At 72.7% G+C, this 22,608-nt stretch carries 12 protein-coding genes; 2 read left to right on the top strand and 10 right to left on the bottom strand.

Annotation, left to right across the window (positions count from 1 at the left end):
- Nucleotides 1-46: 46 nt before the first annotated feature.
- The 9 genes from ACGFQ9_RS06590 to ACGFQ9_RS06550 form a co-directional block, all read right to left on the bottom strand.
- On the bottom strand, nucleotides 47-6,412 hold the full coding sequence (locus tag ACGFQ9_RS06590) for an SDR family NAD(P)-dependent oxidoreductase (protein WP_393571808.1): 6,366 nt from the start codon (nucleotides 6,410-6,412) through the stop codon (nucleotides 47-49).
- Between the two features lie 273 nt (nucleotides 6,413-6,685).
- Complete coding sequence (locus ACGFQ9_RS06585; protein ID WP_393571806.1) at nucleotides 6,686-8,329, bottom strand: NAD(P)/FAD-dependent oxidoreductase; 1,644 nt, start codon at nucleotides 8,327-8,329, stop codon at nucleotides 6,686-6,688.
- Between the two features lie 90 nt (nucleotides 8,330-8,419).
- Nucleotides 8,420-11,239, bottom strand: a complete 2,820-nt coding sequence (locus tag ACGFQ9_RS06580; protein WP_393571804.1) for an AAA family ATPase — start codon at nucleotides 11,237-11,239, stop codon at nucleotides 8,420-8,422.
- Nucleotides 11,240-11,307: 68 nt separating this feature from the next.
- Complete coding sequence (locus ACGFQ9_RS06575; protein WP_393571802.1) at nucleotides 11,308-12,564, bottom strand: cation:proton antiporter; 1,257 nt, start codon at nucleotides 12,562-12,564, stop codon at nucleotides 11,308-11,310.
- A 106-nt stretch (nucleotides 12,565-12,670) separates the two neighbouring features.
- Nucleotides 12,671-13,945 carry an NAD(P)/FAD-dependent oxidoreductase gene (locus tag ACGFQ9_RS06570; RefSeq protein WP_393571800.1) on the bottom strand — a complete coding sequence of 425 codons (1,275 nt, stop codon included), beginning with the start codon at nucleotides 13,943-13,945 and terminating at the stop codon, nucleotides 12,671-12,673.
- A 139-nt stretch (nucleotides 13,946-14,084) separates the two neighbouring features.
- Entirely contained in the window at nucleotides 14,085-15,095 is a 1,011-nt protein-coding gene (locus ACGFQ9_RS06565; RefSeq protein ID WP_393571798.1) for an MBL fold metallo-hydrolase, read from the bottom strand.
- Between the two features lie 117 nt (nucleotides 15,096-15,212).
- Complete coding sequence (locus ACGFQ9_RS06560) at nucleotides 15,213-15,839, bottom strand: TetR/AcrR family transcriptional regulator (RefSeq protein ID WP_393571796.1); 627 nt, start codon at nucleotides 15,837-15,839, stop codon at nucleotides 15,213-15,215.
- 58 nt (nucleotides 15,840-15,897) lie between these two features.
- Nucleotides 15,898-17,472: an MFS transporter gene (locus ACGFQ9_RS06555; protein WP_393571794.1), complete on the bottom strand. Its 1,575-nt coding sequence runs from the start codon at nucleotides 17,470-17,472 to the stop codon at nucleotides 15,898-15,900.
- A 230-nt stretch (nucleotides 17,473-17,702) separates the two neighbouring features.
- Complete coding sequence (locus ACGFQ9_RS06550; RefSeq protein WP_393571793.1) at nucleotides 17,703-19,634, bottom strand: BTAD domain-containing putative transcriptional regulator; 1,932 nt, start codon at nucleotides 19,632-19,634, stop codon at nucleotides 17,703-17,705.
- 588 nt (nucleotides 19,635-20,222) lie between these two features.
- Here ACGFQ9_RS06550 and ACGFQ9_RS06545 point away from each other — a divergent pair.
- Nucleotides 20,223-21,002, top strand: a complete 780-nt coding sequence (locus tag ACGFQ9_RS06545) for an N-6 DNA methylase (protein ID WP_393571791.1) — start codon at nucleotides 20,223-20,225, stop codon at nucleotides 21,000-21,002.
- A gap of 149 nt (nucleotides 21,003-21,151) precedes the next feature.
- Here the strand turns inward: ACGFQ9_RS06545 and ACGFQ9_RS06540 are convergent, their stop codons facing one another.
- Complete coding sequence (locus ACGFQ9_RS06540) at nucleotides 21,152-22,117, bottom strand: pirin family protein (RefSeq protein ID WP_393571789.1); 966 nt, start codon at nucleotides 22,115-22,117, stop codon at nucleotides 21,152-21,154.
- Between the two features lie 104 nt (nucleotides 22,118-22,221).
- On the opposite strand from ACGFQ9_RS06540, the gene ACGFQ9_RS06535 reads away from it, so the two are divergent.
- Nucleotides 22,222-22,584 carry a tetratricopeptide repeat protein gene (locus ACGFQ9_RS06535; protein WP_393571787.1) on the top strand — a complete coding sequence of 121 codons (363 nt, stop codon included), beginning with the start codon at nucleotides 22,222-22,224 and terminating at the stop codon, nucleotides 22,582-22,584.
- The last annotated feature ends 24 nt before the right edge of the window (nucleotides 22,585-22,608 follow it).

The following is a 22,608-nucleotide window of genomic DNA, read 5'->3' as shown; positions in this document are numbered from 1 at the left end:
GGTCGTGGCGTGGCGGGGACGGCGGGGCGGCCGGACGGGGCGGCGGTCACCGGGTCTCCTCAGGGGCGGCGGCGATCTGCTCGGCCAGGGCCTTCGACAGGGTGCGGAGGGTGCCGTAGGTCCACAGCAGCGTGGGTGAGAGGCGCAGGCCGAAGGCGGCCTCGAGCCGGTTGCGGAGTTCCAGGCTCATCAGCGAGTCCAGTCCGAGGGACTCGAACAGGGCGTCGCGGTCGAGGCGTTCGGGGTCCAGTCGCAGCACCCGGGCGGCCAGTTCGCGGACCTTGTCCTCGGCGAGGGCCGGCCGGGCCTCCTCCGGGGCCTGGCGCAGCTCGGTCAGGAAGGCGCTGCCCGCGGCGACGGCGGAGCCGTCCTGGAGGCCGGCGTGCAGTTCCCGCCAGGCGCTGAGCGCGACCGTGTCGGGGGCGGCGTCGAACCAGCGCCGCAGGTCGATGGGGACGAAGCCGAGGACGGCGCGGTCCTGGCCGAGCATCCGGACCAGGGCGGCCCATGCCTCGCCCACCGGGAAGCTGTCCAGGCCTCGGTCGCCGAGGCGTGCGCCGGCCTGTTCGCTGCGGGCGGCGAGGCCGATGTCCGCGAAGGGTCCCCACTGCACGCTGAGCGCGGGCAGCCCGCGCCGTCGGCGGAGCTCGGCGAACGCGTCCAGGTAGGCGTTGGCGGCGGCGTAGGCGGCCTGTCCGGCATTGCCGACGAGGGTGGCAGCCGAGGAGAACATCACGAAGAAGTCCAGCGGGTCCTGGGCGGTCGCCGCTTCCAGGCCGCGCACGCCGTCGGCCTTGGGCTGGAGGACCTTCGCCAGCTGGCGGGGCGTGACCTGGCCGATGGTGGCGTCGTCGACCACGCCGGCGGCGTGCACCACGCCGCGCAGCGGGGGCAGTCCGCGTTCGCGCAGGGTGTCCAGGGACCGGCGCAGGGCGGCCCGGTCGGCGACGTCACAGCGCAGGACCTCCACGGTGGTGCCGCCGGCGCGCAGGGCGTCCAGCTGGGCGGCGGCCTCCTTGGAGGGCGCGGACCGGCCGACCAGGACGAGGGTCCCGGCGCCCAGTCCGGCGAGGAAGCCGGCGAGGGAGACGCCGAGGGCGCCCAGGCCGCCGGTGATCAGGTAGGCGCCGTCCGCGCGGAACCGGCCGCCGGGCAGCGGCTCCGGGGCGACGTGGCCGATCTCGCCGAGGTCCGTGAGGACCAGCCGGGTCCGGTCGTGGTCGTGGCCGAGCCACACGGTGGTCCCGGTGACGGTTCGGCAGTCGTACGGCGTGACGGGCGGGGCGGTGAACCGGCCGTCGACGACCAGGTCCCACACCTCGGCCAGCAGGCCGGCGAAGATCTCGGGCCGGTGCCCGCGGAGCCCGTCGAGGTCCACCGAGCCGAACGTCGCCCCGGCGGGCACCGGGTGCCGTCCCAGGGCCGGGTCCGCGGCGGCGGCCCGGGTCGCGTCCTCCACGAACCGGCCGTCCGGGCCCAGGAGTTCCCAGACCTGGCGGGCGGTGGTGCCGGTGGCGGGCCCCAGGGCGACGTCCGCGCCGAGGCCGCCGGTGGCCGTCCGTACGGCGTCGGGCCACTCGGGGTCGGCGGCGTCGAGGACCTGTTCGGCGCCCGCCCCGAGGAGCAGGGCGGCCTCCTCGGCGGCATGGGTGCCGACGACGAGGGTACGGGCGCCCAGGGCGTGGGCGGCCTGGACGGCGGCGAGCGCGTCGGGCAGGGCCGGCGTATGGACCAGCACGGTGTCGCCCTCGGCGGCCCGGCCGGTGCGCGTCAGCGCGTACCAGGCGGCGGCCGCCGGCAGGACCAGGGCTGCGGCTCCGGCGTCGTCCAGCCTGTCCGGGATCCGTACGACGTGGGCCGCGTCGGCGAGGACCTGTCCGGCCAGGGCCCCCGGGGCGATCGCGACCACCCGGTCGCCGGGGCGCAGGCCGGTGACCCCCTCCCCCACCCCGGTGATCCGGCCTGCGCAGGCGCGGCCGAGCGGCGGGACGGCACCCGCCTGGCCGCTGCGCAGGGTGGCCAGGTCCCGCAGGTCGGCCTGGGCGACCACGGCGGCGGCGGTCTCCACGACCACCTCGCCGGGGCCGGGCTCGGGCAGGGTGAGCGGCAGGAACTCGGCGGTGTCAGGGCCGCCGGTGCGCGCGGCGCCGACCCGGAAGGGCTGCCTGACGGTGCGCCAGGGGCGGACGGGCACGTCCGCCGCGTCGCCGTCGCCCCGGACGATCCGGGCGGCCAGCCGGCGTCCGCGGCGCAGGGCCAGCTGGTCGTCGGTGTCGGCGGCGAGGAGGACGGCGGCGCACTCCGCGGCCCAGTCGGGGTGGGAGGCGTCCACGTCCACGAGCCGGGTGCGCAGTTCGGAGTGCTCGCGCTGGAGCACCCGCCCGTAGCCCCAGTAGAGGGCGGCGCCCGGGTCGGGGGTGTCGTCGGCCTCGACGCTCTGCGCCCGGTCGGTGAGCACGGTCAGGCGCGGCAGGGCGGGCAGGGCCGCGCAGGCGCGGACCACCGCGGTGAGGTGGGCGAGGCCGCGCTGCTGGGCGTCCGGGCCGACGCAGGCGCGGGGAGCGAGGAACACCACCCCGGCGAGGTCCGCGGTGGCCTCGCCCAGCGGGCGGTCGGTGCCGGCACCGGCGTGGCCGGCCTCGGCCCCGGCTTCGGTCAGGGCCTCGATGACGGCGTCGGCGCTGCTCCCGGTGCTGCCGCAGACGACCCAGCGGCCCGGGGCCGCGGCGGAGGCGTGCTGCCGGGCCCGGTCCTGGTCGGCGTCGTGGGGCGTGACGTCGGTCCAGTGGATCCGGTGCAGCCGTTCCGCGCCGGGGTCGGTGCCCCGGCCGGTGGGCAGCGGCCGGAGTACCAGGCCCTCCATCACCAGCAGGGGCCGCCGGGCGGCGTCGAAGATCCGGATGCCGAGGGTGCCGTCGGTGCCGCGCACGACGTGGGACCAGACCGCGGTGGCGGTCTCCTCCCCCGCGGGCAGTACCCGGATCTCCCGGACGGCGGTGGGCATCAGAGCCTCGTCGCCGTCCTCGAGCGCCAGCGCGACCTGGAGGGCGGCGTCCCACAGGGCGGGGTGCAGGACCCGGGGCCGGGCCCCGGCCCACAGGTCCTCGGCGAGGCGGACCTCGCCGAGCGCCTCGGTGCCTGCGGGGTTCCGGTGGAGGGTGTGTACGCCCTGGAAGGCGGGCCCGTAGACCTGTCCGCGCGCCGTGCACCGTCGGTAGAACTCGCCCGGGTCCAGGTCCGTCGCGGAGCCGTCGGCCCAGTCGGGGAAGGCCGGCGGCACGTCGGCCGGGCGGGCGGACCGCTCGGCGCGGGCGGTGGCAACGACGTCCCACTCCTCGGCGCCGGCGGGCAGGGACAGCAGGCGGAACTCACCGCCTTCGGGGGTGTCCTGCCATGCGGCGGTGAGCCGTGCCGGCTCCTCGCCGAGGGTCACCTCCTTGGTGAACGCGACCTCCTCCAGCCGGGCGGGGAGCTTGCCGGTGCGGGCCAGGGCGGTGTGCAGGGCGACGGCCAGCATGCCGGCGCCGGGCAGCAGCGCGGTGTCGTACAGCTTGTGGTCGGCGAGCCAGGGCAGGGCGGCGGGGGCCAGTTCGAGGGCGCCGTGCCAGACCCCGGACCGGCCGGGTGCCGGGGAGAGCGGGGCTTCGAAGCCCTGGGCGGCGCCGGTGGAGCGGTGACCCTCGGCGGGCCAGAAGCTCTGGCGCTCCATGGGGTAGCCGGGGACGGGGAAGCGGCCGTCGTGGGGCAGCGCGGCGAAGGGCTCCAGGCCGGCGGTGTACGCGCGGGCGAGGGCCTCGGCCATGTCGCGGGTGCTGCCCCGGCCCCGGCGCAGGGTGGTGAGCAGCGCGAGGTTCTCCTCGCGGGCTGCGGCCTGCTGTTCGAGGGCGGGCTGCAGCACGGGGTGCGGGCTGATCTCCACCACGTGGGTGACGCCCTCGTCGAAGAGGCGGCCCATGGCGGAGACGAGCTCGATGGGCTCGCACAGGTTGCGGACCCAGTAGCCGGGTCCGAGCGTGCTGCCGTCGACCGGCGCGGCCTCGACGGTCGACATGATCGTGATCTCGCCATCGGCGGGCCGGATCGCGGAGACGAGGGAGGTGAGGTCCTCGGTCAGCTCGGCCATGCCGGCGCTGTGGGAGGCGTAGTCGATGTTGACCAGGGCGCAGTAGGTGCCCTCCGCCTCGAGCAGCTCCTTGAGGGCGAGGATGTACTCGGAGTCCCCCGACAGTACGCAGGAGTTCGGGCCGTTGTGCGCGGCGAACGAGACGGCGTCCTCGAATCCTTCCATGGCGCGGACGGCGGCCTCCCGGTCGAGGTCGACGGCGAGCATCAGGCCGCGCCCGGAGACGCGTTCGGCGATGAGGGCACCGCGCCTGGCGAGGACCAGGGCCGCGTCGTCGTAGGAGAGGGCCCCGGCGAAGGTGGCCGCCGTGATCTCGCCCTGGCTGGTGCCCAGCACCACGTCGGGGGTGATCCCGGAGGCACGCCACAGTTCGGCCAGGCCGAGGGACATCGCCCACAGGGCGGGCTGCAGGACGTCGGTACGCTCGGTCCAGGAGTCCGCGATGCCGCGGCCGGCCGGTCCGGCTCCCTCGTGCGCGGCGTCCGGTGCGAAGACGTCGATCAGGTCCCAGTCGGTGTACGGGGCGAGCGCCTTGGCGCAGCGGTCGACGACGGCGGCGAAGAGGGTGCTGTCCCGGTAGAGCGCCACGCCCATCTCGCGCCACTGCGAGCCCTGGCCGGGGAAGACGAACGCGGTGCGGCCGTGCGGCACGGCGCGCCCGGTGAGCGCGGCCGGGGCTCCGGCGGTGCCGGCCGTGACGTCGTCCTGCTGCGGTCGGTCGTCGTCGGCCGTGAGGGCGGTGAGGACGGCGTCGGCCTCCGCGAGGTCCTCCGCGACGAACGCGGCCCGCTCGGGGAAGTGGTCGCGGCGTCGTCCGAGGGTGGCGGCGAGGTCCTCGGCGGGGCCGGACGGGCCGGCCGCGGCGAGCGCGTCCCGGAGCCGGGCGGCGCGCCGGGCGAGGACGGGGGCCCGGTGCGCGGAGAGGGTCACCACGGGGGGAAGTCCGGTGGCGGCGGCCGGACCGGGCCGGACCGGGCCGTCGGCGGCCGCGGCGCCCTCCGGCGGGGAGGCGACGATCACGTGGGCGTTGGTGCCGCCCCAGCCGAAGGAGTTCACGCCGAGGTAGACGGGGCCCTCGGCGGGCAGGGCGAGCGGTTCGCGGACCACGCTCAGGTTGAGGTCGTCGAAGGGGATCTCGGGGTTGAGTTCCTCGGCGTGGAGGGTCGGCGGCACGGTCCGGTGGCGCAGCGAGAGCAGCACCTTGATGAGCCCGGCCAGGCCGGAACTCCCTTCCAGGTGACCGATGTTGGTCTTCACGGAGCCGATCGGCAGCGGGTCCCCGGCCGGGCGGGCGCGGCCCAGGACGGCGCCGAGCGCGCCCGCCTCGGTCGGGTCGCCGCGCTTCGTGCCGGTTCCGTGGGCCTCCACGTAGGACAGGGCGGCGGCGGGGATGGTGCCGTGGTCGTAGCTGCGGCGGAGCAGGTCTTCCTGGCCCTCCTGGCTGGGGCTGACCAGACTGTGGCCGCCGCCGTCGTTGTTGGTCAGGGTGCTGACCAGGACGCCGTGGACCCGGTCGCCGTCGCGCAGGGCCCTGGCCAGGGTCTTGAGGTAGACGGCGGCGACGCCCTCGCCCCGGACGAAGCCGTTGGCGGACTTGGCGAACGAGGCGCACCGGCCGTCCGGGGAGAGCCCGCCGAAGTGGGTCAGCCCGATCGTGACGTGCGGGTCCATCATCAGGTTGGTGCTGCCGACGAGGGCGGCGTCGATGTCCCCGCTGCGCAGGGCGCGGGCGGCGAGGTCGAGGCCGACCAGGCCCGAGGAGCAGCCGGTGTCGACGGCCAGGCTGGGGCCGCGCAGCTTCATGAAGTACGAGAGGCGGTTGGCGAGGATGTCCCGGCCGGTGCCGACGAGGGTGTGCGAGGTGTGGCCGGCGCCACGGACCTTGCGCAGCAGTTCGTAGTCGTGCCAGACGGTGGCGACGTAGACGCCGGTCCGGCTGCCGGCCAGTTCGGAGGCCCGCTGGCCGGCGTCCTCCAGAGCCTGCCAGCCGACCTCCAGCAGCAGCCGCTGCTGCGGGTCCATCGCGGCCGCCTCGCGGGGGGAGACCCCGAAGAAGCCGGCGTCGAAGAGGTCGATGTCCTCCAGGAAGCCGCCGACGGCGGGGATCCTCAGCCGGGGGTCCAGCTGGACGGTGGCGTCCCAGCGGTCGGCGGGGACGGGGCGGATGGCTTCGCGGCCGTCGATCAGGAGCTGCCACAGGCTGTCGGTGTCGGGGGCTCCGGGGAAGCGGCCCGCCATGCCGACGACGGCGATCAGTTCCTCGGGATCGGGTGTGGAATGCGGGTTCATTCGCTGCCTTATCGTCCTGGAGGGATGGACCGGGTCCGGGCCGCACCGTGCGTGCCGTGGGGTGCCGTGCCGCTGCGTGCCGGACCGACCGGATGGGACCGGCGTAGTCACGCGCGGACCTCGACGGCCCCCTGAAGGTCACCGGATATCCGCGCATCGCCTGGTTCCAGGCTAGGAAGCGGGACGCCCGCGGGGAAACCCCCTGTTCAGCCGGACCGGGGGTTTCCCCGCACCCCCCTGTCGGGGGCATAGGGGTCGGGTGACGCGGTGCGGCTACAGGCCGGCGCGGAGCCGCATCCGGACGAGCCCCTTGCTGGCGTTGATCATGCGGGGGCCGAGCTCCGGCGGTGCGTCCTTCCGGCACCACCTGGCGTTCATCGCCATCTTCGCCGGGGACATGGCGAAGCAGCGGGTGTCGCGCTCACCGAACCGGAAGGCGGGCGCGATGAAGTCGGCGTCCCCGATGTACGAGAGGATCTTGCGGGCCGCGTCCCCCGGACGCTCCGTCCCGGCCTCCACCGCCTGGCACAGCTCCCGGGTGAAGTGCCCCATCCGGTTGAAGCCGGCGCTGACCGGGAGCGGGGAGCCGGGGGCTCCGTGGGTCTCCAGCTCGCGGAAGACCCCGTCGTCCCCGGTGCGTTCGAACCGGTAGTAGGCGTCCTCCAGCATGACGTTGCCGAGCATGGTGCCGAGCATCCAGGTCCGGTTGACCGCGTTCCACAGCTCGTAGTCGCCGAAGCCGACGAAGGAGCTGTACACGATGTCGTCGTGGAAGTCGAACAGGCCCTGCTGGAGGTCCTCCAGGTAGCCGAAGCGCTCCATGGACCAGTCGCCGTCCTTGGCGGCCTGGATGATGCGCCAGCCGAGGGCGTTGACGAGTTCCATGGTGTTGGTCAGGCCGCGCGAGTAGAGCGCGTCGATGAACCCGGCGGCGTGCGAGGTGAGGCAGAACCGCTCGCCGACGACCTGCTTGGCGGAGTACTGGAGCCGGCCGGTGGAGACCCACGGCCGGACGGTCCTGGCCTTGCGGAACTGGTGGGCTATCTCGGGGAAGCGGGCGAGGAAGTCGTCGAACTCCTGCTGCGGGCTCCGGTCGTCCTTGGGGAAGCGGCGCGGGTCCAGGGTGAGCCCCACGCTGCACAGCGGGTTCAGGGACTCGGGGCTGTTGTCGAACGGGATCACCCACAGCCAGCCGCCGTCGAAGACGTGGTGCAGGGTGCCGTGGTGCCAGGGGTTGGGCTGGTCGTGCCGGGCCGCCGCGGGCGACTTGTCGAACGCCTCCACCCCCACCATGTGGGTGAACAGGCAGCGCGAGTGGGTACGGGCCCGGGTGGGGGTCTCGCGCAGCGAGAACTTCTCGGCGAGCGGCGAACGGAAGCCGCTGCCGTCCACCACGTAGCTGGCGCGGAACTCCTCCCCGCCGTCGGTGCGCAGCACCGCGCCGGTGTCCGGGTCGGTCTCGATGTCGACGATCCGGGTGTTCAGCCGCGGGTGCGCGCCGTACTTGACGGCCAGGTGGAAGAGGTACGCGTCGACGTCCTGGCGGAACAGGTGGGTCTCGGTGCGCAGTACGGAGGGAACGACCAGCTGGTTGATCTCGTGGGGGTTCTGGGACTGTCCCTCGCGGTGGTACACGAAGCCGAAGTTCTGCTTCTGCCCGCAGTTGCGGGAGACGTTCTCGCGGATGCCCTTGAAGCTCGACAGGGCGCGCAGTTCCGGCACCTTGTAGCGGTCGGCGATCAGCCGGGTCATGCCGGAGGTGTAGGGGATGGTCGACTCGCCGACCGCGAAGCGCGGATGGGTGCCGGCGTCGAGGAGCAGCACCTTGACGCCGTTCCGCGCCAGGACCGCGCCCAGCATGCCTCCGGCCATGCCGCTGCCGAGGATTGCCACATCGTATTGGTCAGTGCGCTTCATGGTGTTCCCGACTCTCCTCGTGAGGTGGTGGCGGTCAGCTGTTGCTCTGGTTCCGGGGCCCGGTCCGGCCCCGGGCGGGTGGAGCCGCACTCACTCGCCCGCGGCGCGGGGCAGATCGCCCCGGGTGCGGACGCCGAGCTTGCGGAAGATCCGGGTGAGGTGCTGTTCGACCGTGCTGACGGTGACGTTGAGCCGTCCGGAGATCTCCTTGTTGCTGAGTCCTGCGGAGGCCAGCCCGACCACCCGCCGTTCGGCGGGGCTGAGCAACTCCAGGACTTCCCCGCGCACCCCGTCCGGGCCGGCGGGGGCAGAGGCGAGGGCCGGTCCGGCCGCACCCCGCCAGGAGGCCGGAGGCCTGCGGGCGGGCGCCGGGGAGCCGCACTCCTCGGCCAGCCTGGCGGCCCGGCCGAGGAATGCGTCGGAGGAGGAGACCTGCCCGGAGCGGAGCTGGGCGGTCCCCAGCTCGGCGAGGGCACCGGCCAGTTGCAGCCGGTCTCCGGACTCCTCGAGGACGGCCACCGCGCTGCGCAGCAGCGCGCCGCGCTGGGAGGGGCGGCTCGCGGCGGCGAGCACCCGCAGGGAGATGCCGCGGGTACGGGTGAGGGCCTCGCCCGCCAGGGCCAGCTGCTCCCGGGCGAGTTCGTGGGCGCGGCCGGTGGCCCCCAGGGCAAGGTGGGCGCGGGCGGCGCCGGAACGCCACGGGATCAGCGCGGGCTGGTCCAGTCCCCATTCCCGCATCAGTGCCCCGCAGTTGGCGAAGTCGTCGAGGGCTGCCTGGGGCTGGCCGACGGCCAGGTAGTGGGAGCCGCGGGCGTGCAGGTAGTACAGGCCGAAGCGGCTGCTGAACAGGCCGTCGGGAAGCGGTACTTCCAGGAGTTCGGCGGCGGCCGCCAGGTCCCCGAGGTCGGTGGTCGCCTGGATCATGTTGGCCAGCGGTCCGCCGATGCAGACGCCCCAGCTCTCGGCGGGCACCTGGGCGAGCGCCGCCTCGGCCAGCCTTCGGGCGTCCAGCGGGCGGCCCTGGCGCAGCGCGATCCCGGCCCGCAGCGAGGAGAACTCGGCGATCCACAGCGGGACACGCCTGCTGCGCGCCTCGGCGAGCCAGTGGTCGCACCAGTGCGCGGCGGCCTCGGTGCGGTCCGCGAACAGCAGGGCGGACACGGCACAGGTCAGCCACTCGTGAGTGTTCCGGCCCAGCCGCATGACCCGCATGGCGGCCTCGGCGGCGGCGGCGGGCTCGGGTGCGGGCCCGTACCGGAGTACGTCGGAGAGGGCGGCGGCGCCGCGGGTGCGCGGGTCCCCGGCGAAGGCGGTGCGCCGGACCGGGCCGGTGTCCGCGGTGCCGCGGGGCACCAGGCCGGGATAGGTGACGGACAGCAGCTCACGGGTGGCCCGGGCCTCGGCGGCGGCGAGCGGGTCGGCGGGGCCGCCGTCCTGGCGGGTGATCCGTTCGATGGCGTCGGCGGCCTCGTCGTAACGGCCGTGCCAGAGGAGGTACTTGGCGAGCATGACGGCGTGCTGGGCGGGCAATCGGCCCTCGCGCAGGGCGTCGGCGAGTTCGACCAGGTGGCGGGCGCCCATGCTGGGGTCGAGCATCCAGGTGGCACCGGCCAGCATGGCCTTGAGGCGGAGCCGCTCGTCCTCGTCCCGGCAGTGGCGCAGTGCGGTGTCCAGGCAGGGCCGGGCGAGGGCCGGGCGTCCCGCCGCGAGGTGCCGTTCGGCTGCCTCCCTCAGCTGGCCCACGGCCCAGGGGGCGTCCACCCGCCCGGCGGCGACCAGGTGCCGTGCGACGCCGATCGCGGCGGCACCCTCCTCGTACAGAAGTTCGGCGGCGCGCCGGTGCAGCACGCCGATCTCCTCGCCGGTGCATCCAGCCAGGGCGCCGGTGCGGACAGCGGCATGGCGGGGGCGGCCGTCGCTGAGCAGTCCGGCGTTGTCGAGGGCCCTGAGGCCGCGGACGAGGACGGCGTCGTCGACTTCCGCGAGGCGGGCCACCGTCTGCGGTGCGGCGTCGTCCTCGTGCAGTATCGCGAGGGCCTGGGCGATGTGCAGCAGGGCGGGCCAGCCGCGGTGCAGGCAGCCGGTGACGGCGTCGAGGAATGCCTCGCCGGGGTCGAGCCGGGGGGCGGGGCCGTCCGCGGTGTGGCGGCTGTCCTCGGCGAGCGCCTCCACCAGCAGCGGGTTCCCGCCGCTCACCTCCCTGCACGCGGGGGCCAGGAGCCGGGCGGGGCCGGGGCCGAGGCGGGTGGCGAGGAGAGCGGCGACGCCCTCGTCCGTCAGACGGCCGAGGGTGAGCGGCCGGTGGCCGGGCAGGCGGCGCAGCGCCGCGTGCAGCCGGGGGTCGGCGGTGCGGGACAGGGTGCACTCGGTCATGACCAGCGTGAGCGGAACGGCCGGCAGCCGCCGGAGCAGGAGGAGGATCCCGTGGAGGGAGAACTCGTCCATGAACTGCACGTCGTCGATGCACAGGACCAGCGGGTTCCGGCGGGCCTGCTCTTCGAGCGCGGTACAGATCCGGTGCAGCACCCGGGATTCCTCCGGGTCGAGGGCCGAGGGTCCCAGCCGGGTGACGGTGCCCTCGGTCCGCGCGGTGGCCGGGCCCTCGGTGCGGGCCGCTCTGCCGGGTCCGCCCGGCCCCGCCAGGGCGGTCCGGCCGTCCGCGGCTCCGGGTACGTCGCGCAGCAGCTGTCCGAGGATGGCGCCGGGGGTCCGGCGCTCCGCGAGCGAGCCGACCGCGGTCAGCACCTGGAAGCCGAATTCCGTGGCCAGTTCACCGAGTTCGGCGAGCAGAGCGGTCTTCCCGCAGCCGATCCCGCCGGTGACCAGGGCCGTCTGGCCCTCGCCGCGGGCGCCGCGCAGCATCATGTCGGTGAGTGCGGTGAGCTCCTGGTCCCGTTCGACCAAGTGCATGGCGGATGTTCCCTTCCGTCCTGCTCGTCTCGTCCGTGTTCCTGTCGCAGCGGCCGGGCCCGCGCCGGTCACTGGGACGCGGCGCCGATCCGGTCCCGGCTGTCGCTGTCGTCGGGCGAGGCCGGGAGCCGGCCGCCCTGGATGCGGGTGAGCAGCGGGCCGGTCATCACCGTGGTCACCACGGCCATCACGACCATCAGCGAGTACAGCTGGCCGCTCAGGAGCCCGAGCTTGAGGCCGACACCGAGGATCACGAGTTCGGTCAGTCCGCGGGTGTTCATCAGTGCTGCCAGCGAGGCGGCGGACCGGGGGTGCAGCTTCTGCGAGCGGGCGCCCAGGTACGTTCCGCCGAACTTGCCGACGATGGCCACCAGCAGGATCAGGAAGAGGTCCAGCAGCCCGGACAGGCCGATCCCGCCGAGGTCCACCTGGAATCCGGCGACCACGAAGTACACGGGCAGCAGTACGGCGGTCAGGTGGCCGGTGCGGTCGTGCAGGTCGGCACGCAGGGCCTGGGCGCCCTCCCGGGGCACGACGAGGCCGAAGAGGAAGGCGCCGAAGATATGGTGCATGCCCATGGCCTCGGTGGCCGCGGCGGACAGCAGCGCCCCGACCAGCACCAGGGCGAACTTGAGCGGGCCGGCAGGGGTGCCAGTGCCTCCGGGCGTCAGGAAGCGACGCAGCAGCGGCCGTACGACGAGCAGCATGACGGCCAGGTAGGGCACCGTGAACAGGACGAGCCAGTGGTCCCCGTCGGCGCCGACCGAGGCGTTCACCCCGGCGAGCGCGGCCCAGGCCACGACGTCGACGAAGGCGGCGGTGGCCAGGGCGATGCCTCCGACCGTCGTACGGCTCAGTCCCCGGTCGGTGAGGATGCGGGCGAGCACCGGGAAGGCCGTCACGGAGACGGCCAGGCCGATGAAGACGACGAAGGCTCCGACGTTGGACGAGTCGTGCCGGGGCAGCAGGACGAAGGCCAGGCCGATGCCGAGGAGGAAGGGGACGGCGGTGGATCCGACGGCGGCGGCGACGGTGACCCGTCCGTGCCCGCGCATGGTGCTGCTCTCGATCTCCAGGCCCACGGCGAACATGAACAGGGCGACGCCGAGGTTGGCGACCCCGACCAGCATGGGCCGGACCTCGTCGGGGAAGAGCGTCTCGCTGAGCGCTCCGTCGAGCAGCGTGGGACCGAGCAGCACGCCGGCCACGATCTCGCCGATGACGGGCGGCTGGTTGATCCGGGTCGCGAGGTAGCCGAGGCCCCGTGCCATGATCAGGATGATCGCGATGTCGACGAACAAGATCTGTAACTGATGGCTGGTCATTTCCCCCGTGCCCTCATCAAATCGGGTGCGACACATCAACACATGTCGTGCAGGCAGCCCTGTGGCAGCCGTCGCGGGCGGGCGCGACGGCTGCCACAGGGTATTTTCAGGATTCGACGCCGGCGGGCGTGGACACGTCCGCGATGAGGTCGTCGAGGCCTATGTGGAACATCGGGTGGTTACCGCTCAGGCCGGAAATCAGCGTGACGAAGTCGTCGGCCGGCTTCCGCTCGTGCTCGGGGTCGATCATTTCCTGGGCGAGGCTGTGGTAGAACTCCTTGTACTTCGTGCGGTCGTAGAACCGCTCGACGAATTCGCGGATCTCGTCGAAGAATCCGGAATAGGCGCGGGCGTAGCGGTCGAGCGCCTTGGCCTCGATCTCCGGGTGCTTGATGATCTGGTCGACGATGGTGGCGAGGGTGCTGCCGGCCAGGGAGGCCAGGGCCACACCGGTGGAGAACAGCGGGTCGACGAAGGCGGCGGAGTCGCCGACCAGCACCCAGCCGTCGCCGTGGAACCGGTCCGAGTGGTAGGACCAGTCGCGGGCGGTGCGGAAGCCTGCCGACTGGCGGGCGTTGCGCAGCATGTGCTTGAGCTTGGTGGTGCGGTCGCGCTCAGCGTGGAAGAGGTCCTCCAGGGACTGGCCGGCCTCGCCCGCGGTGGCGGACCGGGTCACGTAGCCGACGCTGATGGTGCCCTTGTCGATCGGGATCGCCCAGAACCAACCGTCGTCCAGGCCCTCGATGAGGATGTTGGTGTACTCGTCGCCCTCGAGGCGCTCGCAGTTGTCGTAGTACGTCCAGACCGCGACGTTGCGGAGCTCCTCGTGCCACTTGACGTCGGTGTAGCGGCGGCTGAGCACCCGGGCCTGGCCGGAGGCGTCGACGACCAGGCCGGCGCGAACCTCGCGTACGCCGTCCAGGCCGCGCAGGGCGTAACGGACGCCGACGACTCGACCGTTCTCCTCAATGGGCTCCTTGACGGTGGCGTCCTCGATGATGTGCGCACCGAGTTCGCGCGCCCGGTCGAGGATCAGGGCGTCCAGGTCGGCGCGGCGGGTGTGGAAGGCGTAGGGGTACTTGCCCTTCAGGAAGGCGAACTTCCACGGCACCTGGTTGTTGCCCCAGACGAGGCTACCGCCGTACTTCCGCTCGAATCCGCGCTGGTCCATGCGCTCCGTCAGACCGAGCTCCTCCATCGGCCGCATGAAGGCCGGAATGAGGGACTCGCCGACGTGGTAGCGCGGGAAGCGTTCCCGGTCGAGCACAAGCACACGGTGTCCGCGCTTGGCGAGGAGGCCGGCCGTCGTAGCTCCGGCCGGCCCTCCTCCGATGACGACGACGTCATAGTCGGCGGAAATACCGTAAAGACTGGACGACATGCGTTGACCTTCCTCTGGACCGGTGCAGAATCCGGGGCGGGAGCGGGTGGTTTCCGGACCCGCTGTATTTCGCCTCGTCAGTCTGCACGGGCGTTCTGTAGAAGGTCTTCATCTCATCTGGACGTGCACTGGCCGTGCGCTATGCGCCGGCGGGCAAGACGGCCGAGGCGCCGATGGCCAGGTCCCAGAGGTCCTGTCCGGGCCGCCCCGTGGCCGCCCAGGCGTCCCGGACCCGGTGCAGGGGCTCCAGGGGCGCCTCCGCTGACAGCAGGAAGGTCCCCCAGTGCATGGGGGCCATGATCCTGGCCCCCATGTCCTCGCAGGCCCGCACGGCCTCCTCCGGGGAGGTATGGACGGGGGCGAGCATCCAGCGCGGCTCGTAGGCGCCGATGGGAAGGATGGCCAGATCGATGCCCGGGTAGCGGGCACCGATCTCGCCGAACCAGTGGCCGTACCCGGTGTCGCCGGCGAAGTGGACGCGGCGGCCGTCCGGCGCGCTCATCATCCAGCCGCCCCACAGGCTGCGGCAGGTGTCCGTCAGTCCGCGCCGGCTCCAGTGGTGGGAGGGCACGAAGTCGAAGCGGACCGGGCCGACCGGTCCGGGCAGTTCCACGGCCTCCCACCAGTCGAGCTCGGTGACGTTGGTGAAGCCCCGGCGGCGGACCCAGGCGCCGAGCCCGGCCGGGACGAGGAGCAGGGTGTCCGGGGGCATGCGCTGCAGGGTGTCGCTGTCCAGGTGGTCGTAGTGGTTGTGGCTGATGACGACGGCGTCGACGTGCGGGAGGTCCCGCCAGGGGACCCCGACCGGTGTGATCCGGTCGGGGGTGCCGACGATCCGCTTGGACCAGACCGGGTCGGTGAGGACGGTCAGGCCGCCGAGCCGGACGATGCAGCTGGCGTGCCCGGCCCAGGTGAGGGTCAGGTCTTCGGGCCCCGCGTCGGGCACCGGGCCGGGGTCCAGGGGCAGATCAGGGATCTGGGAGAGGGCTTTGGCGGACGGCCGCAGACGCTGCCCGCGCAGGGCGAGACGGACGAAGTCGGTCACGCCGGGCAACGGGGAGGTGAGCCGGTCGGCGAAGGAGGCGGGCCAGCTACGGATCTCGCCGATCCGGCGTGGCGCGGACAGCGGCGGGTGGGCGTGCGCGGTCATGGGAGGTCTCCGTTTGTCTGGGCGCAGGACGGCGACCGGCCCCGGGCCGGGCCGCGACAGCGGGGCTGCGCGGCGGAGGCGGGCGGGGCCGGTGGCGGTGGTGCGCGAGGGGGCGGTTCAGGCGCTCGCGACTCCACGGACGAGTGCGCCGCCGAGAACCGCGTCGATCATGTCCCGGATCTGGTCGTCGCCCAGCGGGCGGCCGTGCCCGAGGAACAGGCGCAGGATCACCACACCGCCCAGCATGTCCACGATGCCGGTCAGGTTGACGTCCTGGCGGACAAGCCCTTGCTCACGGCCCCGGCTGAGGACGGCCTCGACGGCATCGCGCCAGGGGCAGACCCAGGTGTCCATGTGGCTGGACGGAAAGTTCGGGTCGCTGACGGCCTGTGCGGCGAGGTGCGGCAGGAGCCGTCCCTCCGGCGCGTTCAGCAGGCCGTCCCGGAGCCAGCAGGTCATGGCGAACAGGTCCTGGTGGAGGTCACCGGTGGCCTCCACGTCGAAGTCGGCCATCAGCGTGTCCAGCGCACCGATGATCATTTCTTCCTTCGACCGCCACCGCCGGTAGACGGTGGCGCGGCCCACTCCGGCTCGCCGGGCGACCTGGTCCATCGTCAGGCCCTGGAAGCCCGCCTCGCCCAGGACGGTCACCGCGGCCTGGAGGATCGCAGTGTCCGCGTGGCGGCTGCGAGGCCGCCCCACGGGGCGGGTTGCGGTCTGTCGGCCTTCACGCGTCTCGTACATGTGTCCCGTCAGCCTCTCGGTATGCCCACCGTGGTAGACCAAGTACGTTCCGAACGGCTCATCCTACGCGCTCGGCGGCGGGCGCGGAGGAGCCGGACGAACCGCCCTGGACGTGGGCGACGCCGTGGTCGGCACTCCTGGAGGGCATCCAGGCGAAAACCACCGCGGCGACGGCGAAGAGCACCACCGCACCGCCGATGAGGGCCACGTCCATGCTGTCCACGTACGCCTGACGGGCGGCGTCCGCCAGCGCCTGGCCCTTGGGGCCGGCCATGTCCGCGACGTGCAGAGCGGCACCGACGGTGTCCTTGGCCGCGTCGGCGGCCTCCTCGGGCAGGCCGCCGACGGCCGGTTCCATGTCGTCGCGGTAGGCCGTGCCCAGGACGCTGCCGAGCACCGCCACTCCGATCACACCGCCCACCTGCCGGAAGGCGCTGGTGGCACCGGACGCTTCTCCCGACTTGTCATCGGAGACGGTGGACAGCGCGGTGTGCATGGCGATGGCCAGGGTGAGCCCGATGCCGATGCCGAGCAGTAGCTGGCAGGCGGCGACGGCGGTCTCGCTGGAGTCGATGTCGGTGGTGGAGAAGATCAGCAGTCCCACGGCCATCATCAGCAGCCCCGCCGTCACCGGGCCACGCGGCCCCACGCGCGGGGCGAGCCGCTCCGCGGCACCCGCGCCGACCATGACGGCGAGCACGACGGGAAGCATCCGCACTCCGGTGCCCAGCGAGGAGTTCCCGAGGACGGCCTGCAGGTAGGGGCTGAGCATGAACAGGAAGCCGGTCATCGCGAAGTGCACGAGCAGGAGGGCCACGACAGAGGCGCCGAAATGCCGGTTCCCGAAGCTCCGTACGTCCAGCAGCGGGTGCGGCGTGCTGCGCTCGCGCACCACGAAGAGGATCAGGAGCACCACGCCGACCGCGGAGCCTCCCAGGGTGTCGGTGCTGAGCCAGCCCTCCTCCGTGGCCCTGGTCAGGGCGAAGGTGAGCGCGCCGAGCCCGGCGACCGAGAGGACCGCACCCTGCCAGTCGAACGCGTGCTCACGCACGCCGCGGTGCTCCGGGAACAGCAGGAAGCCGGCCACCATGGCCACGGCGAGGATCGGGATGTTGATCAGGAAGACCGACCCCCACCAGAAGTGCTCCAGCAGCCAGCCGCCGGCCAGCGGCCCGATCGGCAGGCCCAAGGCAACGCCCGCGGACCAGATGGCCAGGGCCCGGGCCCGCTCCTGAGGGGCGAACAGCACGGGCAGCATGGCCAGGGACACGGGGGTCACGATGGCCGCACCCAGGCCCATCAGCGCCCGGCCGAGGATCAGTTCGCCAGAGCTGTCGACCATCATCGCGTAGGCCGACGCGATGCCGAAGACCGCCAAACCTGCCAACAGGAGGCGCTTGCGGCCGATACGGTCGGCGAGGACACCGAACGGCAGCATCAGGCTCGCGAACACCAGGGTGTAGGCATTGTGGAACCACTGCAGATCGGAATTGGAGGCGCCCAACGCGTCCACGAGCTCGGGCATCGCGACATAGAGGATGGTTGCGTCCAAGCCGTTGACCAGCACACACATCACGAGAACGGCAAGCGCCCACCAGCGCTTCGGGCTACTCCAGACTGCGGGTGCGGACATGGAGCTTCCCCCTTTCCAGAGTTTCGATACGAGACTGTCCCGTATCAAAGCACGGCCGCAAGGACCCCGCACCCCCTAACACCGCCGTAGGGGGCGCATTTCAGCCGTTCAGGTGATCACCAGGAAGGCGAGGCGCACCTCGGCACGCACCACAGCAGGACGACCCGGCCAGCACGGAGCGGACCGGGTCGTCATCACCACCCGTACGTGACAGGGTTTGTGGCGCGGCGTCAGCCAGTGCGCAGGTTGCCGTACCCGGGCGGCGGCGCGGCCGACAGCCTGCGCACCGCGCGCGGCAGACGGGGCTGCTGCTCCGCCTCCGCCATCTCCTCCGCGTATGCCCAGATCAGCTCACGCAAGCGGTAGCGACCGGCGCCCTTCCGTTCCAACAGACCGAGATCGGCGAGCAGTTCCAGATGGGACATCACCTCGCTGCTGTGGACTCCGGGCACACCGCCCCCCTCCGGCAGTCCGATGGCCTCCAGACCGACGGCGCTCAGCAGCCGGAACAGCCGGGCGGTCTTCTCCGGCAGGCTGCGGTAGCTGGCCCGGAGCGCCGCCCGGACGCTCATGCCCTCGTCGCCCGCCACCGCCAGCAGGTCCAGCCGGGTGGCCGGATCCTCGTACAGCGCGGCGAGTCGCTCGGGGGACGAGTACGGGTCTTCCAGCAGCGCAGCCGCCGTGATGCGGATGCCCAGCGGGAGGTACCCGCATTGTTCGACGAGGCGGTGGATGGCCTCGCGGGTTCCCCGCCCGGTCTCCCCGTCCAGCAGCCGCTCGAGCAGGTCCACGGCCGTGTCCGGGTCCAACGGCTTGAGGCTGATGCGGTGCGCGCCGTAGCGGGCGACGAGGCCGCGCTGCGGCCTGCGGCCGGTGACGATTACACAGGCCGAACCCTGCGGGATCAGTGTCCGGATCTGGTCCCCGTCGAGGGCGTCGTCCAGTAGCACGAGCATCCGCTTGCCGTGCAGCAGGCTCCGGTAGAGCGTGGCTCGCCCGTCCAGGTCGGCCGGGAGGGAGTCGGCCGGGACACCGAGGCTCAGCAGCATCCGGGCCAGCGCCTCGGACGGCGTCAACGGGCGTTCGCTGGTCCCGCCGAGGTCTGTGTAGAGCTGGCCGTCGGGAAAGCGGCCCAGGCATTCGTGCGCCAGCTCCAGCGCGAGCGCGCTCTTGCCCACTCCGGGCTGCCCGTCGATGGCGACGATCGGGCTGGCACGGCCGCGTTCCGGGACTTCCTGGACCAGCAGCTGGCGAACGTACCCGAGTTCGTCTTCGCGGCCGACGAACACATGTGCACGGGAGGGGAGTTGCCGCGGATACAAGGCGGGCATCGGGGCCGTCGCCACCCCTTCCGCTGCGGACTCTTGCGGCCGCCCCTGCCGGGCGGGGGCGGGCCCCCGCCCGGCCGGGGCGTGCACCTCCTCTCCGGACAGGATCCGCCGGTGCAGGCTGCGCAGTTCGACACCCGGCTCGATCCCGAGCTCCTCGCGGAGCAGGGCGCGGGCGTCGTTGTACGCCTGGAGGGCGTGCGCCTGCCGGCCGCTGCGGTAGAGGGCGAGCATCAACAGACAGCGCAGTTTCTCCCGGAGCGGCTCCTGGGCGATGGCCTCGCCGGTGACCACGATCGCTTCCTCGCAGCGGCCGGCGGCGATCATCCCGACGATCCAGTCCTCCGCGGCGGAGAACCGCATCTCGCGCAGCCGGCCGCGCTCCAGGGCCGCGAACGGCCCGGGGATCCCGGCGAGCGCGTCCCCGTACCACAGGCCGAGCGCCTTGCCGAGCCGGTCAAAGGCGGCAGCCTCGTCCCCCTCGGCAGCCATCCGCCGGGCCTCGACGCAGAACTGGGCGAAGAGGGCCGCGTCAACCGACTGCAGCGGCAGGCGCAGTTCGTACCCGCCGGCCGTGGACATCAGCAGCCCGCCGGCCTCCCTGCCGCGGCGGTCGGGATCGAGCACCCGTCGCAGGCCCGCGACATAGGTGTGCACTCCGTTCATTGCCGTGTCGGGGGCCTCAGGCCCCCACAGCGCATCGATGATCTGCTCGCGGCTCACCACAGTGCCCCGGTGCGTGGCGAGCAGCGCGAGCAATGCCTTCTGCTTGGGTGGTCCGACGGCGAGCTCCTCGTCCTCCCGCCACACTCGGAGTGGTCCGAGTAATTGCACGGACAACTCGTTCCGTACCACTGGCATGCGATTCCCCCTTGGATACCCCTGCTCGCCGGGACTGCAGTGCGTACGCCAGCACACGCGGTCCCCGAGCACGTGGTCTTGACAGTCGAGCTGAGTGCGAGCCGGTGGCGAGGCCTTCCGGGGGCTGCGCCCCCGTCCTCAACCCCCGTGCGGAGCAACGGCGTCCGGGCGGGCGTGCGTCCGAGGTCGTGACCCATCCGGGAAACCATGGAACGGCTTGGTACGTGTGCGCCTCCTAGCCCCGAGGCCAGAAGCCGGTCGCGCTACCGGGGAGTCCCTCGTGAGCGGCAGCACCAGAGGCCCACGACGCCGCGTGGGCCCGGAGGGCCGACGCCCCTGGCGTCCGTCGGGCCTGTACTCGCAACACTCGGGCAGATGATCGCATCACCACCCCGTCAGTTGGCTCAGACGTTTCGCCGAAGGCTCCTTGTCGATTCACGTGATTATCACTCAAGTAAGCGACGATCACCACAGGATGATCTCGCGAGTCCCGAACAGTAGACCGCAGACCCGGGCCCCTCGGCACCGGCCGCACAACGGGGCGCACGCGGCCGGACACCCATGAGCTCTGGACATCCTGCCCGTGACCTGTGCGCCTCACGCCCTGGCCGGTTCCGTTCGCGACTCGCGCCCGGGACACCGAACCCGTCGGCCAGGGGCCCAACCCGTCCATCCGCTTCGCTGCCGCCGGTGAAGGGACCGCCGCTCGCCCGGCCGCGGAAGGGGCGCTCCCCGCTACGGCCTGGACGGCGGAGCTTCCTCTGGGTGACGATGATCTGGAGATCCGATGGCATGCCTGCCCAGGCCAAGAAGTACGTCGACGGTCGGTGCTGTGGTGACACGCCGGCCGATCCACTCCACATGCAGGGTGACGGCCGGCGCAGACGCTTCGACCGGGTGCTGAACGACGCTCCGTTCTCGATGAACTACACGGATAGGGAGATAGAACACCCGGAGCGGATGCGATACGGCTGGACTCCCGCACAGGGGAAGAGGGCTGATTGGATGAACGTCCAGCACGTCCTCGCCGTGCTTCGTCCGGACGGGATCGGAGCCGTCGTAACCCCGCACGGTGTGCTGTTCCGGGGAGGCTCAGAAACGGAGATCCGCCGGGGCATCATCGAAGACGACCGGCTCGAAGCAGTGATCGGTATCGCGCGGTCACGCTGCAGGAGATCGCGGGGAACGATTTCAACCTCAACATCCCGCGCTACGTGGACGCCGGTCCGCCGGAGGAGCCGTTGCCGGACGTCCGCGCGGCGTTGGCCGGCGGCGTCCCCAGACACGAGGTGCAGGCGGCAGAGTCAAGGGTTGGGTCAGCATTCGTCCTGGCGAAGCTGACCCCACCTGGTCACACACGGGAATCCCCGGAGCCCCGTAGCCGCGCTCCGGGAGCGCCTGCCACGAGCCCCTCCGAAACGATCTCCGCACGGCGTCGCCCCGTCTCCCGTCCATCTCGGGCAGATCGACCGATCCACAAAAAGCGCAGGTCAGCGCACCCGTCCGCGCGCCTTCAGGGGGCCCGGCGGGAGTGCCGGAGCGGGGATCGGGGGGCCGTCATAACCCTTCACTTCGCCGAAGCGCGTGCCCTCCATCCAGTCCTGGCGGGCCTGCGCGATGTCCTCGTGTGACCGTCCGATCCAGTTCCAGAACATCACGATCTCCTCCTCGAACGGCTCGCCGCCGAGCAGCATCAGGGAGGCGTCCGAGGTCGCGCGGAGGGGGAGTTCGGTGCGGCCGCAGCCGAGGTAGAGCATCGAGCCGGGGAGTACCGGGACGCCGTCGACGTGGGCCTCGCCGGACATGGACAGGACGGCGTACTCGAAGTCGGGCTCCAGCGGGAGCCGGGTCTCGGTGCCGGCGGCCAGGGTGAGGTCGGCGCCGACGATCGGGGTGTACGCGGTGCCGGGCGAAGTCGCCGTGTCGAGGGTGCCCAGGATGACCGTGGCGGTGAATCCGGGGGCCGTGACGTGCGGGAGCTCTGCGTGGTGCTGGAAATGCGGCTCGACGTGCCGGTGGGCGTCGGGCAGGGCGACCCAGAGCTGGGCGCCGTGCAGGTAGCGGGCGTGTTTGCGCGGGCTCTCCTCGGAGTGGCTGATGCCGCGGCCCGAGGTCATCAGGCCGAGCTCGCGCGGGCGTACCGTCTGCAGGCTGCCCACGCTGTCGCGGTGGAGCACCTCGCCCTCGTGCAACCAGCTCACGGTCTGGAGGCCGGCGTGCGGATGCGGGGGGACCTGCATTCCGGGCTCGTCGGCGATGTCGTCCGGGCCGTAGTGGTCCACGAAGCACCAGGCGCCGACCATCCGGCGGCCCAGGTTGGGCAGCAGCCGGCGGACCTCGGTGGACTCGCCGAGCGTGACCCGGCGCGGGCTGAGGAGTTCGCGTACGGGTTCGGCGACGACGAAGCCGCGGCCACCGCAGGTCGAGAGAGCGGGCTGGCGATCGAGATTGCTCATGCGCACAACGTAGCCGCGGCACCGGGGTCCCGTTAGGTGGAATGTTCAAGTTTCGGCACGTGTTGGAGCCATCGGACCGGAACGAGAGGAAGGCGGTGTCAGCGATGAGCGAGTCGACCCAGTCGGCGGGATACCTCGGTCACGGAACGGCGGCCGAGCGGTGGGCACGGGCGCAGCTCTTCTTCGAGGCGAAGGAGTACGCGACGGCCGCGCGCATCCTCGACCCGCTGGCCGGCGAGGCGCCCGAGCAGCTGGCGACTCGGCTGCTCCTGGCCCGGGCCTACTACCACTCGGCCCAGCTCGGCCGGGCCGAGACGGAGCTCCGCGGGATCCTGGAGCGCTGGCCGGTCGAGGACTACGCGCAGCTGCTGCTCGGGCGCACCCTGCAGCGGCAGGGGCGGGCCGCGGAGGCCGCTCCGTACCTGCGGATCGCGGCGGCGATGAGCGGGGAGTTCCCCCAGGAGTGACCGCCGGCCAATAGAGGTGGTCCC

The organism is Streptomyces sp. NPDC048603 (assembly GCF_043199475.1).
Lineage (GTDB): Bacteria > Actinomycetota > Actinomycetes > Streptomycetales > Streptomycetaceae > Streptomyces.
The sequence above is the reverse complement of the archived record's forward strand: the minus strand, read 5'-3'. Positions and strand labels throughout refer to the sequence as shown.